Raw genomic sequence first — 16,943 nt, forward strand, 5'->3', positions numbered from 1 at the left:
GTTTGAATTTCCCGGTGGAGTTTTCACCACACATTGAATTTTCCGGTCTGTTCCGCCCGTAACCCACCACTCCCGTCGACTCTGCCGATGGGCCCGCGAGGGGGCCTGGTCGTCGGCCATGATCGGGCCGTGAACAGCCGTTCTGGGCTGCGGATTCAACCGGTCGACGTCTGAAAGTCGGTGACCGCTTTTGGCAGCAGCGGACTCTCAACAATCTACGGTAACTGCTTGCCAGCCGCCTCGGTTGTTATCGGTTGAGTACCCGATTAGCGGTCCGCAGCATTGCCTGCCAACGCCGCTCGCTTTGGCGACGAGTTCGGCGCTCACGCGCTCGATCTCTCGAACGACTTCGGGGAGTTGGCTCATGGAATCTTTCCGTTGGTTGGGTTGGCTTCAGACTGTCGTCGACGATGATCACCAGCTTGCGGCTCGCTCGACGACGGCTGGCTCGGCAGGGAATTGGTGCACAAGGAGCCGCGGTGGCGCGGCACCATGGGCATCACCGCTTCTTCAGTTCAGTTCGATGCGGGCGTCCTTGATCACCTTGTCCCAGATGACCGATTCCTTGCGCACGAGGTTGCGCAGTTCTTCAGGCGACGCCAGTGCGATGTCCACGCCCTGCTCGTCGAAGCGATGGGCCAGCGTGGGATTGCGCGCCGCAATCTGCATGGCTTCGTACAGCTTGGCGATAGAGGCTGCAGGCGTGCGCGCGGGCGCAAAGATGGCATTCCAGGTGCTGTAGGTGAAGCCCGGGACGGTCTGGGAAATCAGAGGCAGGCCCTTCAGCGGGCTGGCCTTGCTCGGTGCGGTGATGCCGACGGCTCGTATCGCCCCACGCGAAATCAAGCCGATGAACGAAGGCATGGTGCCGAAGATCGCCTGGATCTGGCCCGACATCAGGTCGGTGTTGACCTGCGCTGCCCCCTTGTACGGAATGTGCGTGACCTTGATGCCGGCCGTCCTGGCGAACAGTTCGGTGCCCAGGTGGGCGAGGCCCCCAACCCCGGCAGAGGCGAAGTTCAGCTCGCCCGGGTGGGCCTTGGCATAGGCGATCAGGTCCGCGACCGATTTGAAGGGCCCGTTGCCGTTCACCACGAGCACATGCGGCGCGGATGCGACCATGCCAACCGGCGCCACCTGGCTCAGGATGTCGACGCGGTTCTTGCTCAGCAGCGGCTGCGCCGTGATGTTGCCAGACGCGCAGAACATCACGGTGTGGCCATCGGGTGCAGCGCGCGCCACCGTGTTGAGCGCCGGCACGCCCGCGCCGCCGCCCATGTTCTCGACGACGAAGGACTGGCCCAGGCTTTGCGTCATCGCTTGGCCCAGATCGCGTCCCAGGACATCGGTTGCGCCGCCAGCGGCGAACGGGATGATCATCCGGATCGGTTTGCTCGGATAGCTTGCCTGCGCCCTGGCGGCCAGGGGCAGCAGAGCGGCCGCGCTGAGCACGCGGCGTCGGCTGAAATGCATGGGAAAGTTCACGGCCTCGTCTCTGTCTGGAGTTGTCAGGGCCGGGATGATGGTGCGAGTTGCAAGCCGGGACAACGCGTTACGACAGGCGTAACAGCTACCATCCGGCCATGGCCCAAAGTACCCGCAGTCGTAACTCCCCAGCCGCGCCAGCTGTCCGCCCGCCGTCGAAGAGCCTGGCCGACACCGGGCAAGCGCCGGGACGCGACCACATCCAGGCGGTGATCCGTGCCATGTCATTGCTCCAGGCCTTTGACAGCGCGGACGAGGTGTTCCTGACCTTGACCGAGATGGCGCGACGTACCGGCATGCACAAACCCACCGCGCTGCGGCTCGCGCGAACGCTGGCACTGACGCGCTTTTTGGTGCAGCGCGAGGACAGCGCCTGGCGATTGGGGCCGTTCGCTGGCTGGATCGGATCGCGCTACCAGGCGCAGTTCGACGTGGGCTCGGTCATCGAGCCCATCCTGCTCCGGCTGGCGGCGGAAACCGGCGAAAGCTCTTCGTTCTACGTGCACGAAGGCAATCTGCGCAGCTGCCTCATGCGCTGCGACGGACCGAACGCAAGGCCGGACCACCCGCGCTCGGGCGAACTGCTGCCTTTGGAACTGGGTGCACCGGGCCGCGCCATCTTGGCCGCCCTGGGCGAGCCAGGCGATCTGTACGAACGCATCCGGCGGCGTGGGTTCCATTACGCTCGAGCAGAGCGCTCCACGGGCGCAGCGGCCGTGGCGGCAGCGGTCCGGGGTGCCCACGGTGTGGTGCTGGGTGCGGTCAGCACTTCCGGGCCGGTGGAGCGGCTGACCACGCCGGTGCTGCGCCGGCTGGCGCCCATCACGATGGCCGCGGCACGGCAGCTGGGCATTGCGCTGGGAGGCGTTTCCGCGACCTCGCTGCGCGCCACATGGCACCCCTGACGTTACGCTCTGCGTAACAGATTGCCGGCAGGGGCCGACTGGATTCCAATCCGGGCGCTTCCTGCATGAATGCAGGGCCTCGACGGAATCCCATGACGACAAACCCACCGCGGAAACAACTCGGCCCCGCGCCCAATGCGCGCCGCCACCTGCCTCCCAGGCTACGCAGCATTCTTTCCCTTGGCGATCTGGAGCCGGCCGCGCGCCGCATCCTACCCCGCCCCATCTTCGGCTACCTGCAAGGCGGCGTTGAAGACAACGTGACCCTCCAGGCAAACGCTGCGGCGTTCCGCAAGTGGATGTTCCGCACTAATGTGCTGGTGGACGTATCCGCACGCGAGCAGAGCCGTCAGCTGATGGGCCAGACGTACAAGGCTCCGTTCGGCATCGCGCCCATGGGCCTGTGCGCGCTGTTCGCCTTCGACGGCGATGTCGTGATGGCGCGCGCGGCCGAGGCGGCCGGCATTCCCTACGTGCTTAGCGGCGCATCACTGACACGCATGGAACGCGTCGCTCAGGCGGCCCCCACCTGCGGCTGGTTCCAGGCCTACATCCCTGGCGAGCCCGAGCACATCGAAGGCCTGCTGGAGCGCGTCGACAAGGCAGGGTTCAAGACCCTGGTCGTGACGGTCGACACGGCCACGCTGGCCAATCGCGAGAACAACGTGCGGGTCGGCTTCTCCACGCCGCTGCGCCCCAGCCTGCGCCTGGCGTGGGACGGGATGACGCGGCCGCACTGGCTACTGGGCACCTTGGCCCGCACCTTGGCGCAGCACGGCATGCCGCACTTCGAGAACGCCGGTGCCGGGCGTGGTGTCCCCATCCTCTCGCGCAGCGTGGTGCGGCAGTTCGGCCTGCGCGATCACCTGAGCTGGCAACATCTGGCATTGATCCGCCAACGCTGGCGCGGCAAGTTGGTGATCAAGGGGCTGATCTCCGCGACCGACGTGAAGCGCGCGGAACAGGCGGGCGCGGACGGCGTGATCCTGTCCAACCACGGCGGCCGGCAACTCGACGGCACCGCACCTCCCTTGCTGGTGTTGCCGGAGGCGGCCAAAGCCAAGGGCGCCATGGCGCTGATGCTGGATAGCGGCGTTCGGCGCGGCACTGATGTGCTCAAGGCACTCGCCCTGGGGGCGGACCATGTGTTCGTGGGGCGGCCCATGGCCTATGCAGCGGCCATAGGTGGGCAGGCCGGTGTCGCGCATGCTGTCGGGCTGCTGCGCGACGAAGTGCACCGCGACATGGCGCTGCTCGGCGTGCAGAGGCTGGCGGATCTGAACATGGAGCAGTTGGTCGCCGTGTAGCGTAGACATTGCTTCGACCGCCTCATTCGCGCGGGCAACGAAACCGATGAGACCGGCTTTGCGGGTGCGGGCCTACGTCTGAGCCAGGAGGTCACCGCGCGGACCAAGCTGCATGCACAGATCGGCTGGCGCCGCGCCTTTGGCAACACCATGCCAATCCGCGCGATGAGCTTCGCGGACCAGACCGCCTTCTCGGTGCGCGGCCTGCCGGTGGCACGGAACGTGGCGACGCTGGAGCGGGGCGCGGAAACGCAATGGCAGCCGGGCGCGACGCTGTGGGTGGTCTACGCCGGCCAGTACGCCAGCGCGTTCGAGGACCACAGCTTGCGTGTGCAGGCAAGCTGGGCTTTCTGAAGGGTTCGCTCTGCGACATCGCGGCAATGGATGCCGCCATGTCCGCTTTCGGACCTGGAGCGGGCTTGCCCTTCGGCAATTCGAAGGCAGCTCATGGCCGGCTGCCATCTATCGCTGCGGAGACCAGCGGACGGTGAGTATGCATGCCGGCTGGACTCCAAAGGCGCGGTGGAAGAGGCCTGGGCCCCAAATGACAAAGTCACCATGGCGGCGCAGGGTGTGCGCCACAACATCCTGCGACGCGAAGTCGGCGGTTACCGAGAACTCAATCCTGAATTCGCTGGTCGGGCTCACCAAGACTGACATCGTCCTCCCGTCGCTCAGCGGCTTGAACTCGCCGTTTGGATTGCCTGCCGGATGAGAGAACCACTTGACGCATAGCCCAGCAGCAGGTTCGTCAGCAGGCACGTGGCGGAGGTGGCTTGATGCCCCCTTGGTCCAGTCGCGGAATCCGACAAACCAGCCGGTCTCTTGGGTGTCCATATCGCCGGCGTTGCCGAACTCGATGTTCTGCGCGAGAAGCTGCTTAGATTGCATGCCAGATTCTGCCTTCGAGTTGGACGTCTAGTTTTGGGCCGCATCCTGCCACATCCTCGACGGCGTCGACGGGCTCATACCGGCTGTACGGACTTCTACAGATCAGGCGTTCAACAGCAGGTTCAGAGCAAGCCGCTCGCCCCAGCGCACGAAGAGTCTCAAAACACTTCGGCCAACGTCGCACTCGTTCCTATGACCAAATCCAAGGTCTCCCGGTACGCCGAGCAATGTGCAGCGCGGCTCTGCCAACGACACAGCCGAGCATCGTCAGTGGAAGCATGAAGAGAACAGACAGAAACGCCAGCATCATTGAACCATGCCAAGTCGGCCAATCGACTTGTATTCCCGACCGCCCAGCGACCCAGTGCAAGGCCCCGCCCGCGGCAGCCAACAAGACGGTCAGCAACACCGCTTTTTGAAAGGCGTAGGCGCCCGGCAATACACCGATGACCAAGCCAAAGCAAACAGGCATGAAGAGTTGCGTGTGCGTCCTCATTGCCTCACGTTGCTCAGCCGCCAACGTCAGCGGACCCAAACGGCCAGTCGCATACCAGAGGCTGGTAACGACCACATGCATCCCAAGTGCCACGCAGAAGGCGAGAACTGTCCGCCGGAGGGTCAACTCCCAAAGGAAAATCGTCGGGCTTGGGCGCTGGAGCTCGAACGATTCCGAGTCTGCGAGGTGGCGAGTCGCGCGGAACTGAAGGAGAAGGCCCGACAGGCAAAGCACGACACCAGCCAAGGCGACCCATAAACCAAGGCGTGCCCACGTGAACAGGAACGGCAAGATGCTGGCAACCCAAAAAGTCAGAAGACCAAAAACCTGAAGAAGAGGGCCGGCTTTGTGGATGGCATATTTCATATCGCTCCTGGCTGGACGACGACGGTGAGTGCTGGTTCTGGCCCGAATCCGGCGGTTGGCCGATTCTGCCCTGCCCAGCTGGGATCTCAGCTGGGCGTCGCTCGCATGAGGCTTCATCAGCGGGGGGTCGAACGAGCGTCAGCGGGAGTCGACGACCAAGGCAAAGTCCAGTGAAGCGAAAGGCAAGGTCCACTGACCTTCCGCACCGCACTTGGACCGCCGGGCCTTGAAACCCCGCCAAATGCCCTTATGATTAGCACTCACTGAAGAGGAGTGCTAACAACCCCCCGCTTCCAGTGGCTGGGCAGCCGGCAACCATGCCAGCGCCCGAACCAAACCCCGTTTCTTATCCAGGAGATGCAATGAAACTTCGTCCTTTGCACGATCGCGTGATCGTCAAGCGCATTGAAAGCGAAACCAAGACCGCCTCGGGCATCGTGATCCCCGACAACGCCGCCGAGAAGCCCGACCAGGGCGAAGTGCTGGCCGTCGGCCCTGGCAAGAAGAACGACAAGGGCGAACTCGGCGCGATGAGCGTCAAGGTCGGCGACCGCGTCCTGTTCGGCAAGTACAGCGGCCAGACCGTCAAGGTCGATGGCGACGAGCTGCTGGTCATGAAGGAAGACGACCTGTTCGCGGTCGTCGAGAAGTAATCAACCCCTCTATCTGAATTCGGAGAAATCTCATGGCAGCAAAAGACGTAGTCTTCGGCGGTGAAGCCCGCGCACGCATGGTCGAGGGTGTCAACATCCTGGCCAACGCAGTCAAAGTGACCCTGGGCCCCAAGGGCCGCAACGTGGTGCTCGAGCGCTCCTTCGGCGCCCCGACCGTGACCAAGGACGGCGTGTCCGTGGCCAAGGAAATCGAACTCAAGGACAAGCTCCAGAACATGGGCGCCCAGCTCGTGAAGGAAGTGGCCTCCAAGACTTCGGACAACGCCGGCGACGGCACCACCACCGCGACCGTGCTGGCCCAGGCCATCGTTCGCGAAGGCTTCAAGTACGTGGCCGCCGGCATCAACCCGATGGACCTGAAGCGCGGCATCGACAAGGCGGTCACTGCCCTGGTCGAAGAGCTGAAGAAGGCTTCCAAGGCCACCACCACCTCGAAGGAAATCGCGCAAGTCGGCTCGATCTCGGCCAACAGCGACGACACCATCGGCAAGCTCATCGCCGACGCGATGGACAAGGTCGGCAAGGAAGGCGTTATCACCGTCGAAGACGGCAAGTCGCTCGACAGCGAACTCGATGTCGTCGAAGGCATGCAGTTCGACCGCGGCTACCTGTCGCCCTACTTCATCAACAACCCCGAGAAGCAATCGGCGTTGCTGGAAAACCCCTTCGTGCTGCTGTTCGACAAGAAGATCAGCAACATCCGCGACCTGCTGCCCACGCTGGAGCAAGTCGCCAAGGCCGGCCGCCCGCTCTTGATCATTGCCGAAGAAGTCGAGGGCGAAGCCCTGGCGACGCTGGTGGTCAACACCATCCGCGGCATCCTGAAGGTCGTGGCCGTCAAGGCACCGGGCTTCGGCGACCGCCGCAAGGCCATGCTGGAAGACATCGCCATCCTGACGGGCGGCAAGGTCATCGCCGAAGAAGTGGGCCTGACGCTCGAGAAGGTGACGCTGGCCGACCTGGGCCAGGCCAAGCGCATCGAAGTGGGCAAGGAAAACACCATCATCATCGACGGCGCCGGCGCTCCCGCCGACATCGAAGCCCGCGTGAAGCAAGTGCGCGTGCAGATCGAGGAAGCCACCAGCGACTACGACCGCGAGAAGCTGCAAGAGCGCGTGGCCAAGCTGGCCGGCGGCGTGGCCGTGATCAAGGTCGGCGCTGCCACCGAAGTCGAAATGAAGGAAAAGAAGGCTCGCGTCGAAGACGCCCTGCACGCCACCCGCGCTGCTGTGGAAGAAGGCGTGGTGGCCGGCGGCGGCGTGGCGCTGCTGCGTGCCAAGCAAGCCGTGGGCGACAAGCTCAAGGGCGACAACGCCGACCAGGACGCCGGCATCAAGCTGGTGCTGCGCGCCATCGAAGCGCCGCTGCGCGAGATCGTCAACAACGCTGGCGGCGAAGCCAGCGTGGTGGTGAACGCCGTGTTGGCCGGCAAGGGCAACTACGGCTTCAATGCCCAGAACGACACCTACGGCGACATGCTCGAGCTGGGCATCCTGGACCCGACCAAGGTGACCCGCACCGCGCTGCAGAACGCAGCCTCGGTCGCTTCCCTGCTGCTGACGACCGAAGCGATGGTCGCCGACGCACCGAAGGACGAGTCCGGCGCCGGCGGCGGCATGCCCGACATGGGCGGCATGGGTGGCATGGGCGGCATGGGCATGTAATGTCTGCCCGGCCTCCGGCCAAATAGAAAAACCCCGCAGCGCAAGCCGCGGGGTTTTTTTACGTTTGCGAGGCCGGACTCAGGCAGCGGCGAGCGGCGGCGCGCCGTACTCGTTGCCCTCGGGCTGGCTGGGCTGGACCATGAAGTACAGCAGCACCAGGCCCACCAGCGGAATCAGGCCGATCAGCAGCCACCAGCCGCTCTTGCCGATGTCGTGCAGGCGGCGCGCGCCGGCCGACAGCAGCGGCAGCAGGAAGGCCAGGATGACGACGAGATAGACGATCTCGTGAATGAAGCCTGCCACGACGGCCACGATGACGTAGGCGAGCACGAACCACCAGTACTCGGAGCGTGATCCGCGACCCGAAAAGTCGACGTACTTGCTGAAGCAGGTCTGAATGGCTTGTTGAAAATTCATCGAACAACTCCTCTCGATAGTTCCCCGGGAAAACTCCCGCGGCCATCATAAAGGGCGGTTCGCCGGCTTTGGTGACCTTCTTCGCTAGCGCAGGCGGGCGAGCAAGCCGGCCGTGGAGGCGTCCAGACCCTGCGTGTCGCCCGAGGCCAGGCGGGGTTCGATGTCCCGCGCCAGCACCTTGCCGAGCTCGACGCCCCATTGGTCGAAGCTGTTGATGCCCCAAAGCGCGCCGCTGGTGAACACCCGGTGCTCGTAGAGTGCGAGGAAGGCGCCGAGTGCCTCGGGCGCGAGCTGGTCGAAGACGAAGAAGCTGCTCGGCCGGTTGCCCGGGAAATTGCGATGCCCGCCCTCGTCGCGCTGCCCCACCATGAGCGCCTGCGCCTGCGCCAGTGCATTGGCCAGCAGCTTGGGATGATGGCCCTCGAGCTCGTGCGCCGCATCGCGCACGGCGATGAATTCCAGCGGGATCACGTCCGTGCCCTGGTGCAGCATCTGGAAATAGGCGTGCTGCCCGTTGGTGCCGGGCTCGCCCCACAGCACGGGCGAGGTGCCGAAGGGCAACGGCTGGCCGCCGGCATCGACACGCTTGCCGTTGCTTTCCATCTCGAGCTGCTGCAGGTAGGCCGGCAGCCGCTGCAGCGCGCTGTGGTAGGGGGCGATGCTGCGGCTGGCGAAGCGGTGGAAGTTGCGGTACCAGACATCGAGCAGGCCGAGACGCACCGGCAGGTTCTGCGCCAGCGGGACGGTGCGGAAATGCTCGTCCATCGCGTGGGCCCCGGCCAGCAGGCGGCGGAAGCCGTCGGCGCCGATCGCCAGCGCGATCGGCAGCCCGATGGCCGACCACAGCGAATAGCGCCCGCCGACCCAGTCCCAGAAGCCGAAAGTCGTCTCGATGCCGAAGGCGCGCGCGGCCTCGACGTTGGTGGTGAGCGCCGCGAAATGACGCGCGATGTCGACGCTGCCCGACTGCTCGAACCAGCGCTTGGCCGACTGCGCGTTGGCCATGGTCTCGGCCGTGGTGAAGGTCTTCGAGGCGACGAGGAACAGCGTGTGCTCGGGCGCCAGGTCGCGCAGCACACGCGCGAGTTCGTGGCCGTCCACGTTGGAGACGAAATGGAAGCGCTTGCCCGGCGCCACGAACTGGTCGAGGGCGCGCACCGCCATCTGCGGGCCGAGATCGGAGCCGCCGATGCCGATGTTGACCACGTCGGTGATCGTGTGGTCGGCGCGGACCGCCTCGGCGTAGGCCAGCATCGCGGCCAGCGTGGCATGGACATCGGCCAGCGCGCCGGCGAGCTGCTCGGGCGCCGGTGCGGAGGCGGGACTTCTCAGCAGGGTGTGGAGTACGGCGCGGTCTTCGGTCGCATTGATGTGCGCGCCGGCGAACATCGCGTCGCGGTGCGCTTCCAGTCCAGCCTCCTGCGCAAGCGCCAGCAGCAGTTCTTCGGTCTTCGCGTCGATCAGGTTCTTCGACAGGTCGGCGAAGAGATGGGGCGCCGATTGGCTGAACGCGCCAAAACGCTGCGGGTCGGCGGCAAAAGCCTGCCGCAGGTCGAAGTCGCGGCCGCCAGCGTCGTAATGCGCCTGCAGCCGGCCCCAGGCCGCCGTGCGATCGCAACGCGTCTTCATCGTCATGCGACCTCCTCCATCAGTTTCTCCAGCTTCACCGCATCGGCCGCGAAAGCGCGAATGCCTTCGGCCAGCTTCTCGGTGGCCATGGCGTCCTCGTTGAGGGCGAAGCGGAAGGCCGGCTCGTCGAGCCTGAGCTGGGGAATGTCGAGCGCCTTCGCGGCCTCGGCGTCGAGCGCATGCGCGAGCGGCGCTTCACTGGCCGCGAGCTCGGCCAGCAACTCGGGGCTGATGGTCAGGAGGTCGCAGCCTGCGAGTGCGGCGATCTGCCCCACGTTGCGGAAGCTCGCGCCCATCACCTCGGTCGCGATGCCGTGCTTCTTGTAGTAGTCGAAGATCTGGCGCACCGATTGCACGCCCGGATCGTTGGCGCCCGAACGCGCCGCTTCGTCCCAGCTGCCGCCGGCCGCTTTCTTGTGCCAGTCGTAGATGCGCCCGACGAAGGGCGAGATCAGCTTGACGCCCGCCGCGCCGCAGGCCACCGCCTGTGCGAACGAGAACAGCAAGGTCAGGTTGGTGTGGATGCCCTTCTCTTCGAGCCGGCGCGCGGCCTCGATGCCTTCCCAGGTGGCGGCGATCTTGATCAGCACGCGCTTCTCGACCTCGATGTCCTCGGCCCGGTAGAGCGCCACGATGCGCTCGGCGCGTTCGATGGTGGCGGCCGTGTCGAAGCTCAGGCGCGCATCGACCTCGGTCGAGACGCGGCCCGGGATGAGGGAGAGGATCTCGGTGCCGAAGCGCACCAGCATCCGGTCGATCACCTCGTCGACGGGCAGGCTGCCGTGCTTCTTCACCGCTTCGTCGAGCAGCGGCCGGTACTCGGCCTTCTGCACGGCCTTGAGGATGAGCGAGGGGTTGGTGGTGGCGTCCTGGGGCTTGAACTGCGCCAGCTGGCGGAAATCGCCGGTGTCGGCCACCACGGTGGTCCATTGACGGAGGGCATCGAGTTGGTTCATGCGGCCATTATCCCGCCGCAAAACTACAGTCCGTGTGGTCCTCGGCTGACGGGGCCGGGCGGGACCCGCGACTAGCCTTCGCTGATCGCCTCCGGAGGAATTCCCATGCCTTTTCGCAGACACCACCATGCGTCGCCATCAGCCGCTGCGTTCGATGACCGCGCGCACAGCGCGTCGATCGGCACGCTGGCCACGGCTTTTTGCGTGGGCGGTGTGCTGACCCTCCTCGCGCTCGCGACCGCCCGGGCGACCCGCACCGAACGCGTGGGCGGCCCCGCCGATGGCGCGCCGCTGATGCGCGCGCCGCTCCAGGTGGTGGCGCCAGTCGACCTGCAGCGCTACGCCGGCCTGTGGCACGAACAGGCCCGCCTGCCCAACCGCTTCCAGAAGCAGTGCGCGGGCCCGGCCACGGCCGAGTACACGCTGCTGGGTGATGGCCAGATGGAGGTTCGCAACCGCTGCATCCTGGACGACGGCAGCTTCGACGAAGCGGTCGGCGTGGCGCGCGTGGCACCGGTTGCCGGCCAGCCGGGCGCAGGCCGCCTCGAAGTGCGCTTCGCGCCTGAATGGCTCGGCTGGCTGCCCGCAGTCTGGGGCGACTACTGGATCCTGAAGCTCGACCGCGACTACCAGGTGGCGCTGGTCGGTACGCCGGACCGCAAGTACCTCTGGGTGCTGTCGCGTGCGCCGCGGCTGGACGACGCCGCGCTCGATGCCGAGCTCGACTACGCGCGCTCGCTGGGCTTCGACGTCGACAAGGTCGAGTTGACCGGCAGGTAGGCCGCGAGCTGCGCCGGCAAGGCGCTGGGCCGCTCGCAATGGATGGCCTGCCACCCGAGTTCGCGCGCCGCCACCACATTGGCCAGCGAGTCGTCGATGAAGACGGTGTCCGCAGCCGCCAGGCGGTAGCGCGCGGTCAGCAGCTCGTAGATCTCGCGCTGCGGCTTGATCATGCGCACGTCGCCCGAAAAGATGCCGCCGTCAAACCAACGGAAAAAGGCGTGGCGCTCTTCGAGCACGCGCGCATAGGGCACCGGCATGTTGGAGAGGTAGTAGAGCCGCAGGTCCTCGCCCGCATCGCGGCGCGCTCGCAGCCCGTCGAGCACGTCGATGGTGACGGCGATCGGCTCCAGGCGCTCGCCCATGGGCGCCAGCGCCTCGTTGAGCCGGTCGACTGGCAGCGAAAGGCGCAGCGCCATGCGACCGATGGCATCGTCGAGGCTGTGCGTGCCGCGATCGAAACCCAGCCAGTCCTCGTGATGGAACATCTCGCGCGCGAGCGCATGGGCGGCTTCGGCCGTGGGCGCCAGGTGCGCGAACTCCGCATGCACCAGCGATACCGGCTCCCAGCTCAGCAGCACCGCGCCGAGATCGAACACCACATTCTTCATTACCGTCGAGTCCAAGAAAAAAGGCCCCGGGGGCCGGCTCGGAGCTTACGCGAAGTCGTAGAGCCCCGAGCGGTCCATTACCATTCGCAGGCAGACGCTCCTGCTCGGCATTTCATGACAACACGGATTTATCCATGAGTTTCGATCTTGTCCTCTTCGGCGGTACCGGCGACCTCGCGTGGCGCAAGCTGATGCCGGCGTTGTTCCAGGCCTTCCGGCACGGCAGCCTGCCCGAAGACGGCCGCATCATCGGCGTCGCGCGCGACGATCTTTCCGACGACGGCTATCGCGAGCTGATCCAGTCGCGCTTCGAGGCGGTCGAGGGTGCCAAGCGGCCGACGCCCGAGGAGTTCAAGAAGTTCGCCTCGATGCTGTACTACCTGCGCATGGACCTGTCGAAGGCCGAGGACTACGCCAAGCTCGCCGACCTGCTCAAGACCCGCGACGCCACCACCGTCGTGATGTACCTCGCGACGGCACCGGCGCTCTTCACGCAGGTGGTGCAACAGATCGCCGCGGCCGGACTCAACGGCCCGCAGACGCGCGTCGTGCTCGAAAAGCCGCTGGGCCACGACCTGGCCTCGAACCGGGCCATCAACAAGGCCGTGTGCAAGGTGCTGGACGAGCACCAGGTGTTCCGCATCGACCACTACCTGGGCAAGCCCTCGGTGCAGAACCTGTTCGCGATGCGCTTCGGCAACGCGCTGTTCGAGCCGATCTGGCGCCGCGAGCACATCGCCAACATCCAGATCACGATCGCCGAAGACCTCGGCGTCGAGAAGCGCGGCGCCTTCTACGACCAGACCGGCGCGTTGCGCGACATGGTGCAGAACCACGCGCTGCAGCTGGTCTGCGCGATCGGCATGGAGCCGCCGATCAATGCGCATGCCGACGCGATCCGCGACGAAAAACTGAAGGTGCTGCGCGCGCTGAAGCCGTGGACTGCGGAGTCGATCGGCCTGCACGCGATCCGCGGGCAATACACCTCGGGCACGGCCTACGGCGAGCGCGTGCCGGGCTACCGCGACGAGCCGGGCGTGGACCCCGAGAGCCGCACCGAAACCTTCGTCGCGCTGCGCACCGAGATCGCCAACTGGCGCTGGGCCGGCGTACCGCTCTACATCCGCACCGGCAAGCGGCTGGCCTCGCGCGATGCGCGCATCGAGGTCAACTTCAGGCCGACGCCGCATGCGATCTTTCGCGCGCCGCCCAGTGCGGTCAACAAGCTCGTGATCAATCTCCAGCCCAAGGACGGCCTGGAGCTGCACATGCTCGCGCAGGCGCAGGACAACCGCCAGCGCAACGGCAACCGCCGTGCCGGCCCGCAGCTCGCACCGGTGCAGCTGGACCTCGACTTCGACAAGCGCTTCGGCGCCGAGCGCGTGGGTGCCTACGAACGCCTGCTGCTCGACGTGATCGACGGCCGGCTCAACCTGTTCGTGCGCAGCGACGAGCAGGAAGAGGCGTGGCGCTGGGTCGAGCCGCTGATCGACAGCTGGGCCTCGGACGGCGTGCCGCGCCCTTACGCAGCGGGCACCTGGGGGCCGAGTGCATCGAGCGCGATGATCGCGCGCGACGGCTTCGCCTGGAGCGAAGAGCAGTAGCTGAGCACACCCCCAGGCTGCGCGCACTTCGTGTCGCTTCGCCAACCCCCTTGCAGGGGGCAACACCAGCGGCCCGGCGCAGCCGGTTGCGCGGTGTTTCTGGAATGGGGCGCTAGATCCGGCCTTCTTCGACGGCGTGGCAGGCCACCTGCACGCCGCGCAGCATCTGCAGCGGCGGCCGTTCGGCCTTGCAGCGCGCGTTGGCATGCGGACAGCGCGGATGGAAGGTGCAGCCGGTGGGCGGATTGAGCGGGTTCGGCACCTCGCCCTGCACCGGCGTGCGCCGCTCGCCGGCGTGCTTCATCTTCGGAATCGCCTCCAGCAGCATGCGCGTGTAGGGGTGCTGCGGCTCGCTGAAGAGCTTGCCCTTGTCCGCCACCTCGACCAGCCGGCCCAGGTACATCACGCCGACCTGGTCGGCCACGTGGCGCACCACCGCGAGGTTATGCGAGATGAAGAGGTAGGTCAGGCCGCGCTCGCGCTGCAGGTCCTTCATGATGTTGAGCACCTGGGCCTGCACGCTCACGTCCAGCGCCGAGGTGGGCTCGTCGCACACCAGGAATTCGGGCTGGGTGGCGAGCGCCCGCGCGATCGAGATGCGCTGGCGCTGGCCGCCGGAGAATTGGTGCGGGTACTTCACCATGTCCAGCGGGCTCAGGCCGACCGACTGCAGCAGTTCGCCCACGCGCGCCTTGAGCGCCGGGCCTTCCTTGAGAATCTCGTGCTCGCGCAGCGGCTCGCCGACGATGTCCTCGACGATCCAGCGCGGGTTGAGGCTCGCGTAGGGATCCTGGAAGATCATCTGGATGCGCCGGCGCAGCTTGCGCCCCTCGGCGGTCTTGAAGGCGGCATGCGCGTCCTGGCCGTCGAAGTGCATGCCGCCGCGGGTGGGCTCGTACAGGCCCACCAGCAGGCGCGCGACGGTGCTCTTGCCGCAGCCCGATTCGCCCACCAGCGCGAGCGTCTTGCCGCGCTCGATGGAGAAACTCACGCCGTCGACGGCGTTGAGCAGCACCCGCGGCTTGCGTTCGAGCACGCGGTTGAGCCAGGGCGGCGAGACGTCGAAGCTCTTGGCGAGATCGTTCGCCTGGACCAGTGCGCTCATCGGGGCGCTCATGCCGCAATCCCGTCGATCGGCGCCGCGCTGTGCGCAGCGTGCAGCCAGCAGGCAGCGCGGGTCGCGCCCGCGTTGAGCAGGTCGGGCCGCTCTTGCAGGCAGCGGTCGAAGACGCGCGGGCAACGCGGGTTGTAGGCGCATCCGCGCGGGATGGCATTGAGGCGGGGCATGGCGCCGTCGATCTGATTGAGGCGTTCGCGGTCCATCGTCATGTCGGGGATGGCGGCCATGAGGCCCGAGGTGTAGGGATGCGCGGGCTGGTGGATCACCTCCTGCACCGGTCCTATCTCGGCCACGCGGCCGGCGTACATCACCGCCACGCGATCGCAGGTCTCGGCGATCACGCCCATGTCGTGGGTGATCAGCATGACGGCGGCGCCGCGGTCCTTGCAGATCTTCTTGAGCAACTGGATGATCTGCGCCTGGATCGACACGTCCAGCGCGGTGGTGGGCTCGTCGGCGACGATCAGCTTCGGCTCGGCCGCCAGCGCGAGCGCAATCACCACGCGCTGGCGCATGCCGCCGGAGAACTGGTGCGGATAGTGGTCGATGCGCTGCTCGGCACCCGGGATGCCGGTGTCCTGCAAGAGGCCGATGGCGCGCCGGCGCGCTTCTTGCTCGCTCACGGGCAGGTGGGTGCGGATGGTCTCCGTCAATTGCCGCCCGATGGTGTAGAGCGGGTTCAGCGAGGTCAGTGGGTCCTGGAAGATGGCGCCGATCTTGCGGCCGCGGATGTGGCGCATGGCCTCGTGGCCCAGGTTGTCGATGCGCTGCCCTTCGAGCCGGATCTCGCCGCTGGCGATGCGCCCCGGCGGCTCGAGCAGGCCGATGATGGCCGCGCCGGTGAGCGATTTTCCGGCGCCGGATTCGCCGACCACGCCGAGGATTTCGCCGGGTGCGATCTCGAAGGAGATGTCGTCCAGCGCGCGCAGCGTGCCGCGCCGGTGCGGGAATTCGACGACCAGATGGTTGACTTGCAGAAGGCTCATGTGCGGTGCTCCACCTTCTTCAGCGCAAGCGGGGGTTGAGAGCGTCGCGCAACCAGTCGCCCAGCAGGTTCACGCTGAGCGCGATCAGGACCAGCATCGCGCCCGGGAACACGGTGATCCACCATTCGCCCGAGAACAGGTAGTCGTTGCCGACGCGGATCAGCGTGCCCAGCGAGGGCGAAGTCGGCGGTACGCCGACGCCCAGGAAGGACAGCGTGGCCTCGGTGATGATGGCCGTGGCGACCTGGATGGTCGCCAACACCAGCACCGGGCCCATCACGTTCGGCAGCACGTGGCGCACCATGATGCGCCAGGGGGACACGCCGGTCACGCGGGCCGCCTGCACGTACTCCTTGTTGCGCTCGACCAGCGTGGAACCGCGCACGGTGCGTGCGTACTGCACCCAGCCGGTGAGCGAGATCGAAATGATCAGGACGCCGAAGGCCACCGAGTCGTGCGCATTCGGAAACAAGGCACGGCCGACGCCGGCGATCAGCAAGGCGATCAGGATCGGCGGGAAGGACAGCATCACGTCGCACACCCGCATCAGTAAGGCGTCGAGCCAGCCGCCCCAGAAGCCGGCCAGGAGTCCGAACAGCACGCCGACGATGACCGAGAGCATCACCGACACGAGGCCGACGACCAGCGAGATGCGCGCACCGTAGATCAGCGCAGAAAGGATGTCGCGGCCCTGGTCGTCGGTGCCGAGCAGGTACTTGCGTGTGCCCTCGGGCTCCCAGGCGGGCGGCAGGCGCGCATCGCCGAGCTCGAGCGCGGCCAGGTCGAAGGGGTTGTGCGGCGACACCCAGCCAGCGAACACCGAGCAGAAGATGCAGACGAAGGCGATCGCGGCGGCCAGCATCGCGACCGGCGAGCTGCGAAAGCTGTGGCCGACATCACTGTCCAGCCAGCGGGCTAAGGTTTTTTTCATCGGGTTGTGGGAGCGAATTCCGCGGGGCGCAGACTAGGCCGCCGCCGGGCCGCCCCAAGGCGGCCGAGCCTCCCCCTCGGGCGGCGGCGAAGCACACGAAGTGGCAAGCCGGGGGGCCGTC

The 16,943-nt window shown here is 66.5% G+C and carries 17 protein-coding genes; 7 read left to right on the top strand and 10 right to left on the bottom strand.

The features are described from left to right. Positions 1–510: 510 nt before the first annotated feature. Positions 511–1,485, bottom strand: coding sequence for a Bug family tripartite tricarboxylate transporter substrate binding protein (locus ACSQ89_RS23640; RefSeq protein ID WP_436296522.1), 975 nt, complete (start codon positions 1,483–1,485; stop codon positions 511–513). Between the two features lie 98 nt (positions 1,486–1,583). Here ACSQ89_RS23640 and ACSQ89_RS23645 point away from each other — a divergent pair, with 98 nt between their 5' ends. From ACSQ89_RS23645 to ACSQ89_RS23655, 3 genes are all read left to right on the top strand, one after another. Beyond that, positions 1,584–2,390, top strand: a complete 807-nt coding sequence (locus ACSQ89_RS23645) for an IclR family transcriptional regulator (protein WP_436296523.1) — start codon at positions 1,584–1,586, stop codon at positions 2,388–2,390. Positions 2,391–2,482: 92 nt separating this feature from the next. Beyond that, complete coding sequence (locus ACSQ89_RS23650; RefSeq protein ID WP_436296524.1) at positions 2,483–3,697, top strand: alpha-hydroxy acid oxidase; 1,215 nt, start codon at positions 2,483–2,485, stop codon at positions 3,695–3,697. A gap of 24 nt (positions 3,698–3,721) precedes the next feature. After that, positions 3,722–4,051, top strand: coding sequence for an autotransporter domain-containing protein (locus tag ACSQ89_RS23655; protein ID WP_436296628.1), 330 nt, complete (start codon positions 3,722–3,724; stop codon positions 4,049–4,051). A gap of 108 nt (positions 4,052–4,159) precedes the next feature. Here the strand turns inward: ACSQ89_RS23655 and ACSQ89_RS23660 are convergent, their stop codons facing one another. Together ACSQ89_RS23660 and ACSQ89_RS23665 are read right to left on the bottom strand one after the other, a co-directional pair. Further along, positions 4,160–4,588, bottom strand: coding sequence for a hypothetical protein (locus ACSQ89_RS23660; protein ID WP_436296525.1), 429 nt, complete (start codon positions 4,586–4,588; stop codon positions 4,160–4,162). Between the two features lie 190 nt (positions 4,589–4,778). After that, a complete protein-coding gene (locus ACSQ89_RS23665; RefSeq protein ID WP_436296526.1) occupies positions 4,779–5,450 on the bottom strand; it encodes a hypothetical protein in 672 nt (223 codons plus the stop codon). Between the two features lie 362 nt (positions 5,451–5,812). On the opposite strand from ACSQ89_RS23665, the gene groES reads away from it, so the two are divergent. Then, positions 5,813–6,103, top strand: a complete 291-nt coding sequence (gene groES, locus ACSQ89_RS23670; RefSeq protein WP_093109638.1) for a co-chaperone GroES — start codon at positions 5,813–5,815, stop codon at positions 6,101–6,103. A gap of 32 nt (positions 6,104–6,135) precedes the next feature. Then, a complete protein-coding gene (gene groL / locus ACSQ89_RS23675) occupies positions 6,136–7,788 on the top strand; it encodes a chaperonin GroEL (RefSeq protein WP_093109639.1) in 1,653 nt (550 codons plus the stop codon). A gap of 78 nt (positions 7,789–7,866) precedes the next feature. Here groL and ACSQ89_RS23680 read toward each other — a convergent pair whose 3' ends face one another. The 3 genes from ACSQ89_RS23680 to tal form a co-directional block, all read right to left on the bottom strand. Continuing rightward, entirely contained in the window at positions 7,867–8,205 is a 339-nt protein-coding gene (locus ACSQ89_RS23680) for a DUF805 domain-containing protein (RefSeq protein ID WP_093109640.1), read from the bottom strand. 84 nt (positions 8,206–8,289) lie between these two features. Then, positions 8,290–9,840: a glucose-6-phosphate isomerase gene (gene pgi / locus ACSQ89_RS23685; protein WP_436296527.1), complete on the bottom strand. Its 1,551-nt coding sequence runs from the start codon at positions 9,838–9,840 to the stop codon at positions 8,290–8,292. Then, a complete protein-coding gene (gene tal, locus ACSQ89_RS23690; RefSeq protein ID WP_436296528.1) occupies positions 9,837–10,790 on the bottom strand; it encodes a transaldolase in 954 nt (317 codons plus the stop codon). The genes pgi and tal overlap by 4 nt, the downstream gene beginning before the upstream one ends. Positions 10,791–10,895: 105 nt before the next feature. On the opposite strand from tal, the gene ACSQ89_RS23695 reads away from it, so the two are divergent. Then, a complete protein-coding gene (locus tag ACSQ89_RS23695) occupies positions 10,896–11,570 on the top strand; it encodes a lipocalin family protein (protein WP_436293526.1) in 675 nt (224 codons plus the stop codon). On the opposite strand, the gene ACSQ89_RS23700 is transcribed toward ACSQ89_RS23695, so the two are convergent. After that, on the bottom strand, positions 11,516–12,181 hold the full coding sequence (locus ACSQ89_RS23700; RefSeq protein ID WP_436296529.1) for an HAD family hydrolase: 666 nt from the start codon (positions 12,179–12,181) through the stop codon (positions 11,516–11,518). The genes ACSQ89_RS23695 and ACSQ89_RS23700 overlap by 55 nt on opposite strands. A 134-nt stretch (positions 12,182–12,315) precedes the next feature. On the opposite strand from ACSQ89_RS23700, the gene zwf reads away from it, so the two are divergent. Next, positions 12,316–13,785 (top strand): glucose-6-phosphate dehydrogenase, encoded by a 1,470-nt coding sequence (gene zwf, locus ACSQ89_RS23705; RefSeq protein WP_436296530.1) that lies wholly within the window; start codon positions 12,316–12,318, stop codon positions 13,783–13,785. A gap of 112 nt (positions 13,786–13,897) precedes the next feature. Here the strand turns inward: zwf and ACSQ89_RS23710 are convergent, their stop codons facing one another. The 3 genes from ACSQ89_RS23710 to ACSQ89_RS23720 are packed head-to-tail and all read right to left on the bottom strand — an operon-like array spanning position 13,898 to position 16,822. Continuing rightward, positions 13,898–14,890, bottom strand: coding sequence for an ABC transporter ATP-binding protein (locus ACSQ89_RS23710; RefSeq protein ID WP_436293523.1), 993 nt, complete (start codon positions 14,888–14,890; stop codon positions 13,898–13,900). 8 nt (positions 14,891–14,898) lie between these two features. Further along, complete coding sequence (locus ACSQ89_RS23715; protein ID WP_093109650.1) at positions 14,899–15,891, bottom strand: ABC transporter ATP-binding protein; 993 nt, start codon at positions 15,889–15,891, stop codon at positions 14,899–14,901. A 19-nt stretch (positions 15,892–15,910) separates the two neighbouring features. After that, positions 15,911–16,822 (bottom strand): ABC transporter permease, encoded by a 912-nt coding sequence (locus tag ACSQ89_RS23720; RefSeq protein ID WP_436296531.1) that lies wholly within the window; start codon positions 16,820–16,822, stop codon positions 15,911–15,913. Between the last annotated feature and the right edge of the window lie 121 nt (positions 16,823–16,943).

This window comes from Variovorax sp. LjRoot175 (genome assembly GCF_964253805.1).
Lineage (GTDB): Bacteria > Pseudomonadota > Gammaproteobacteria > Burkholderiales > Burkholderiaceae_C > Variovorax.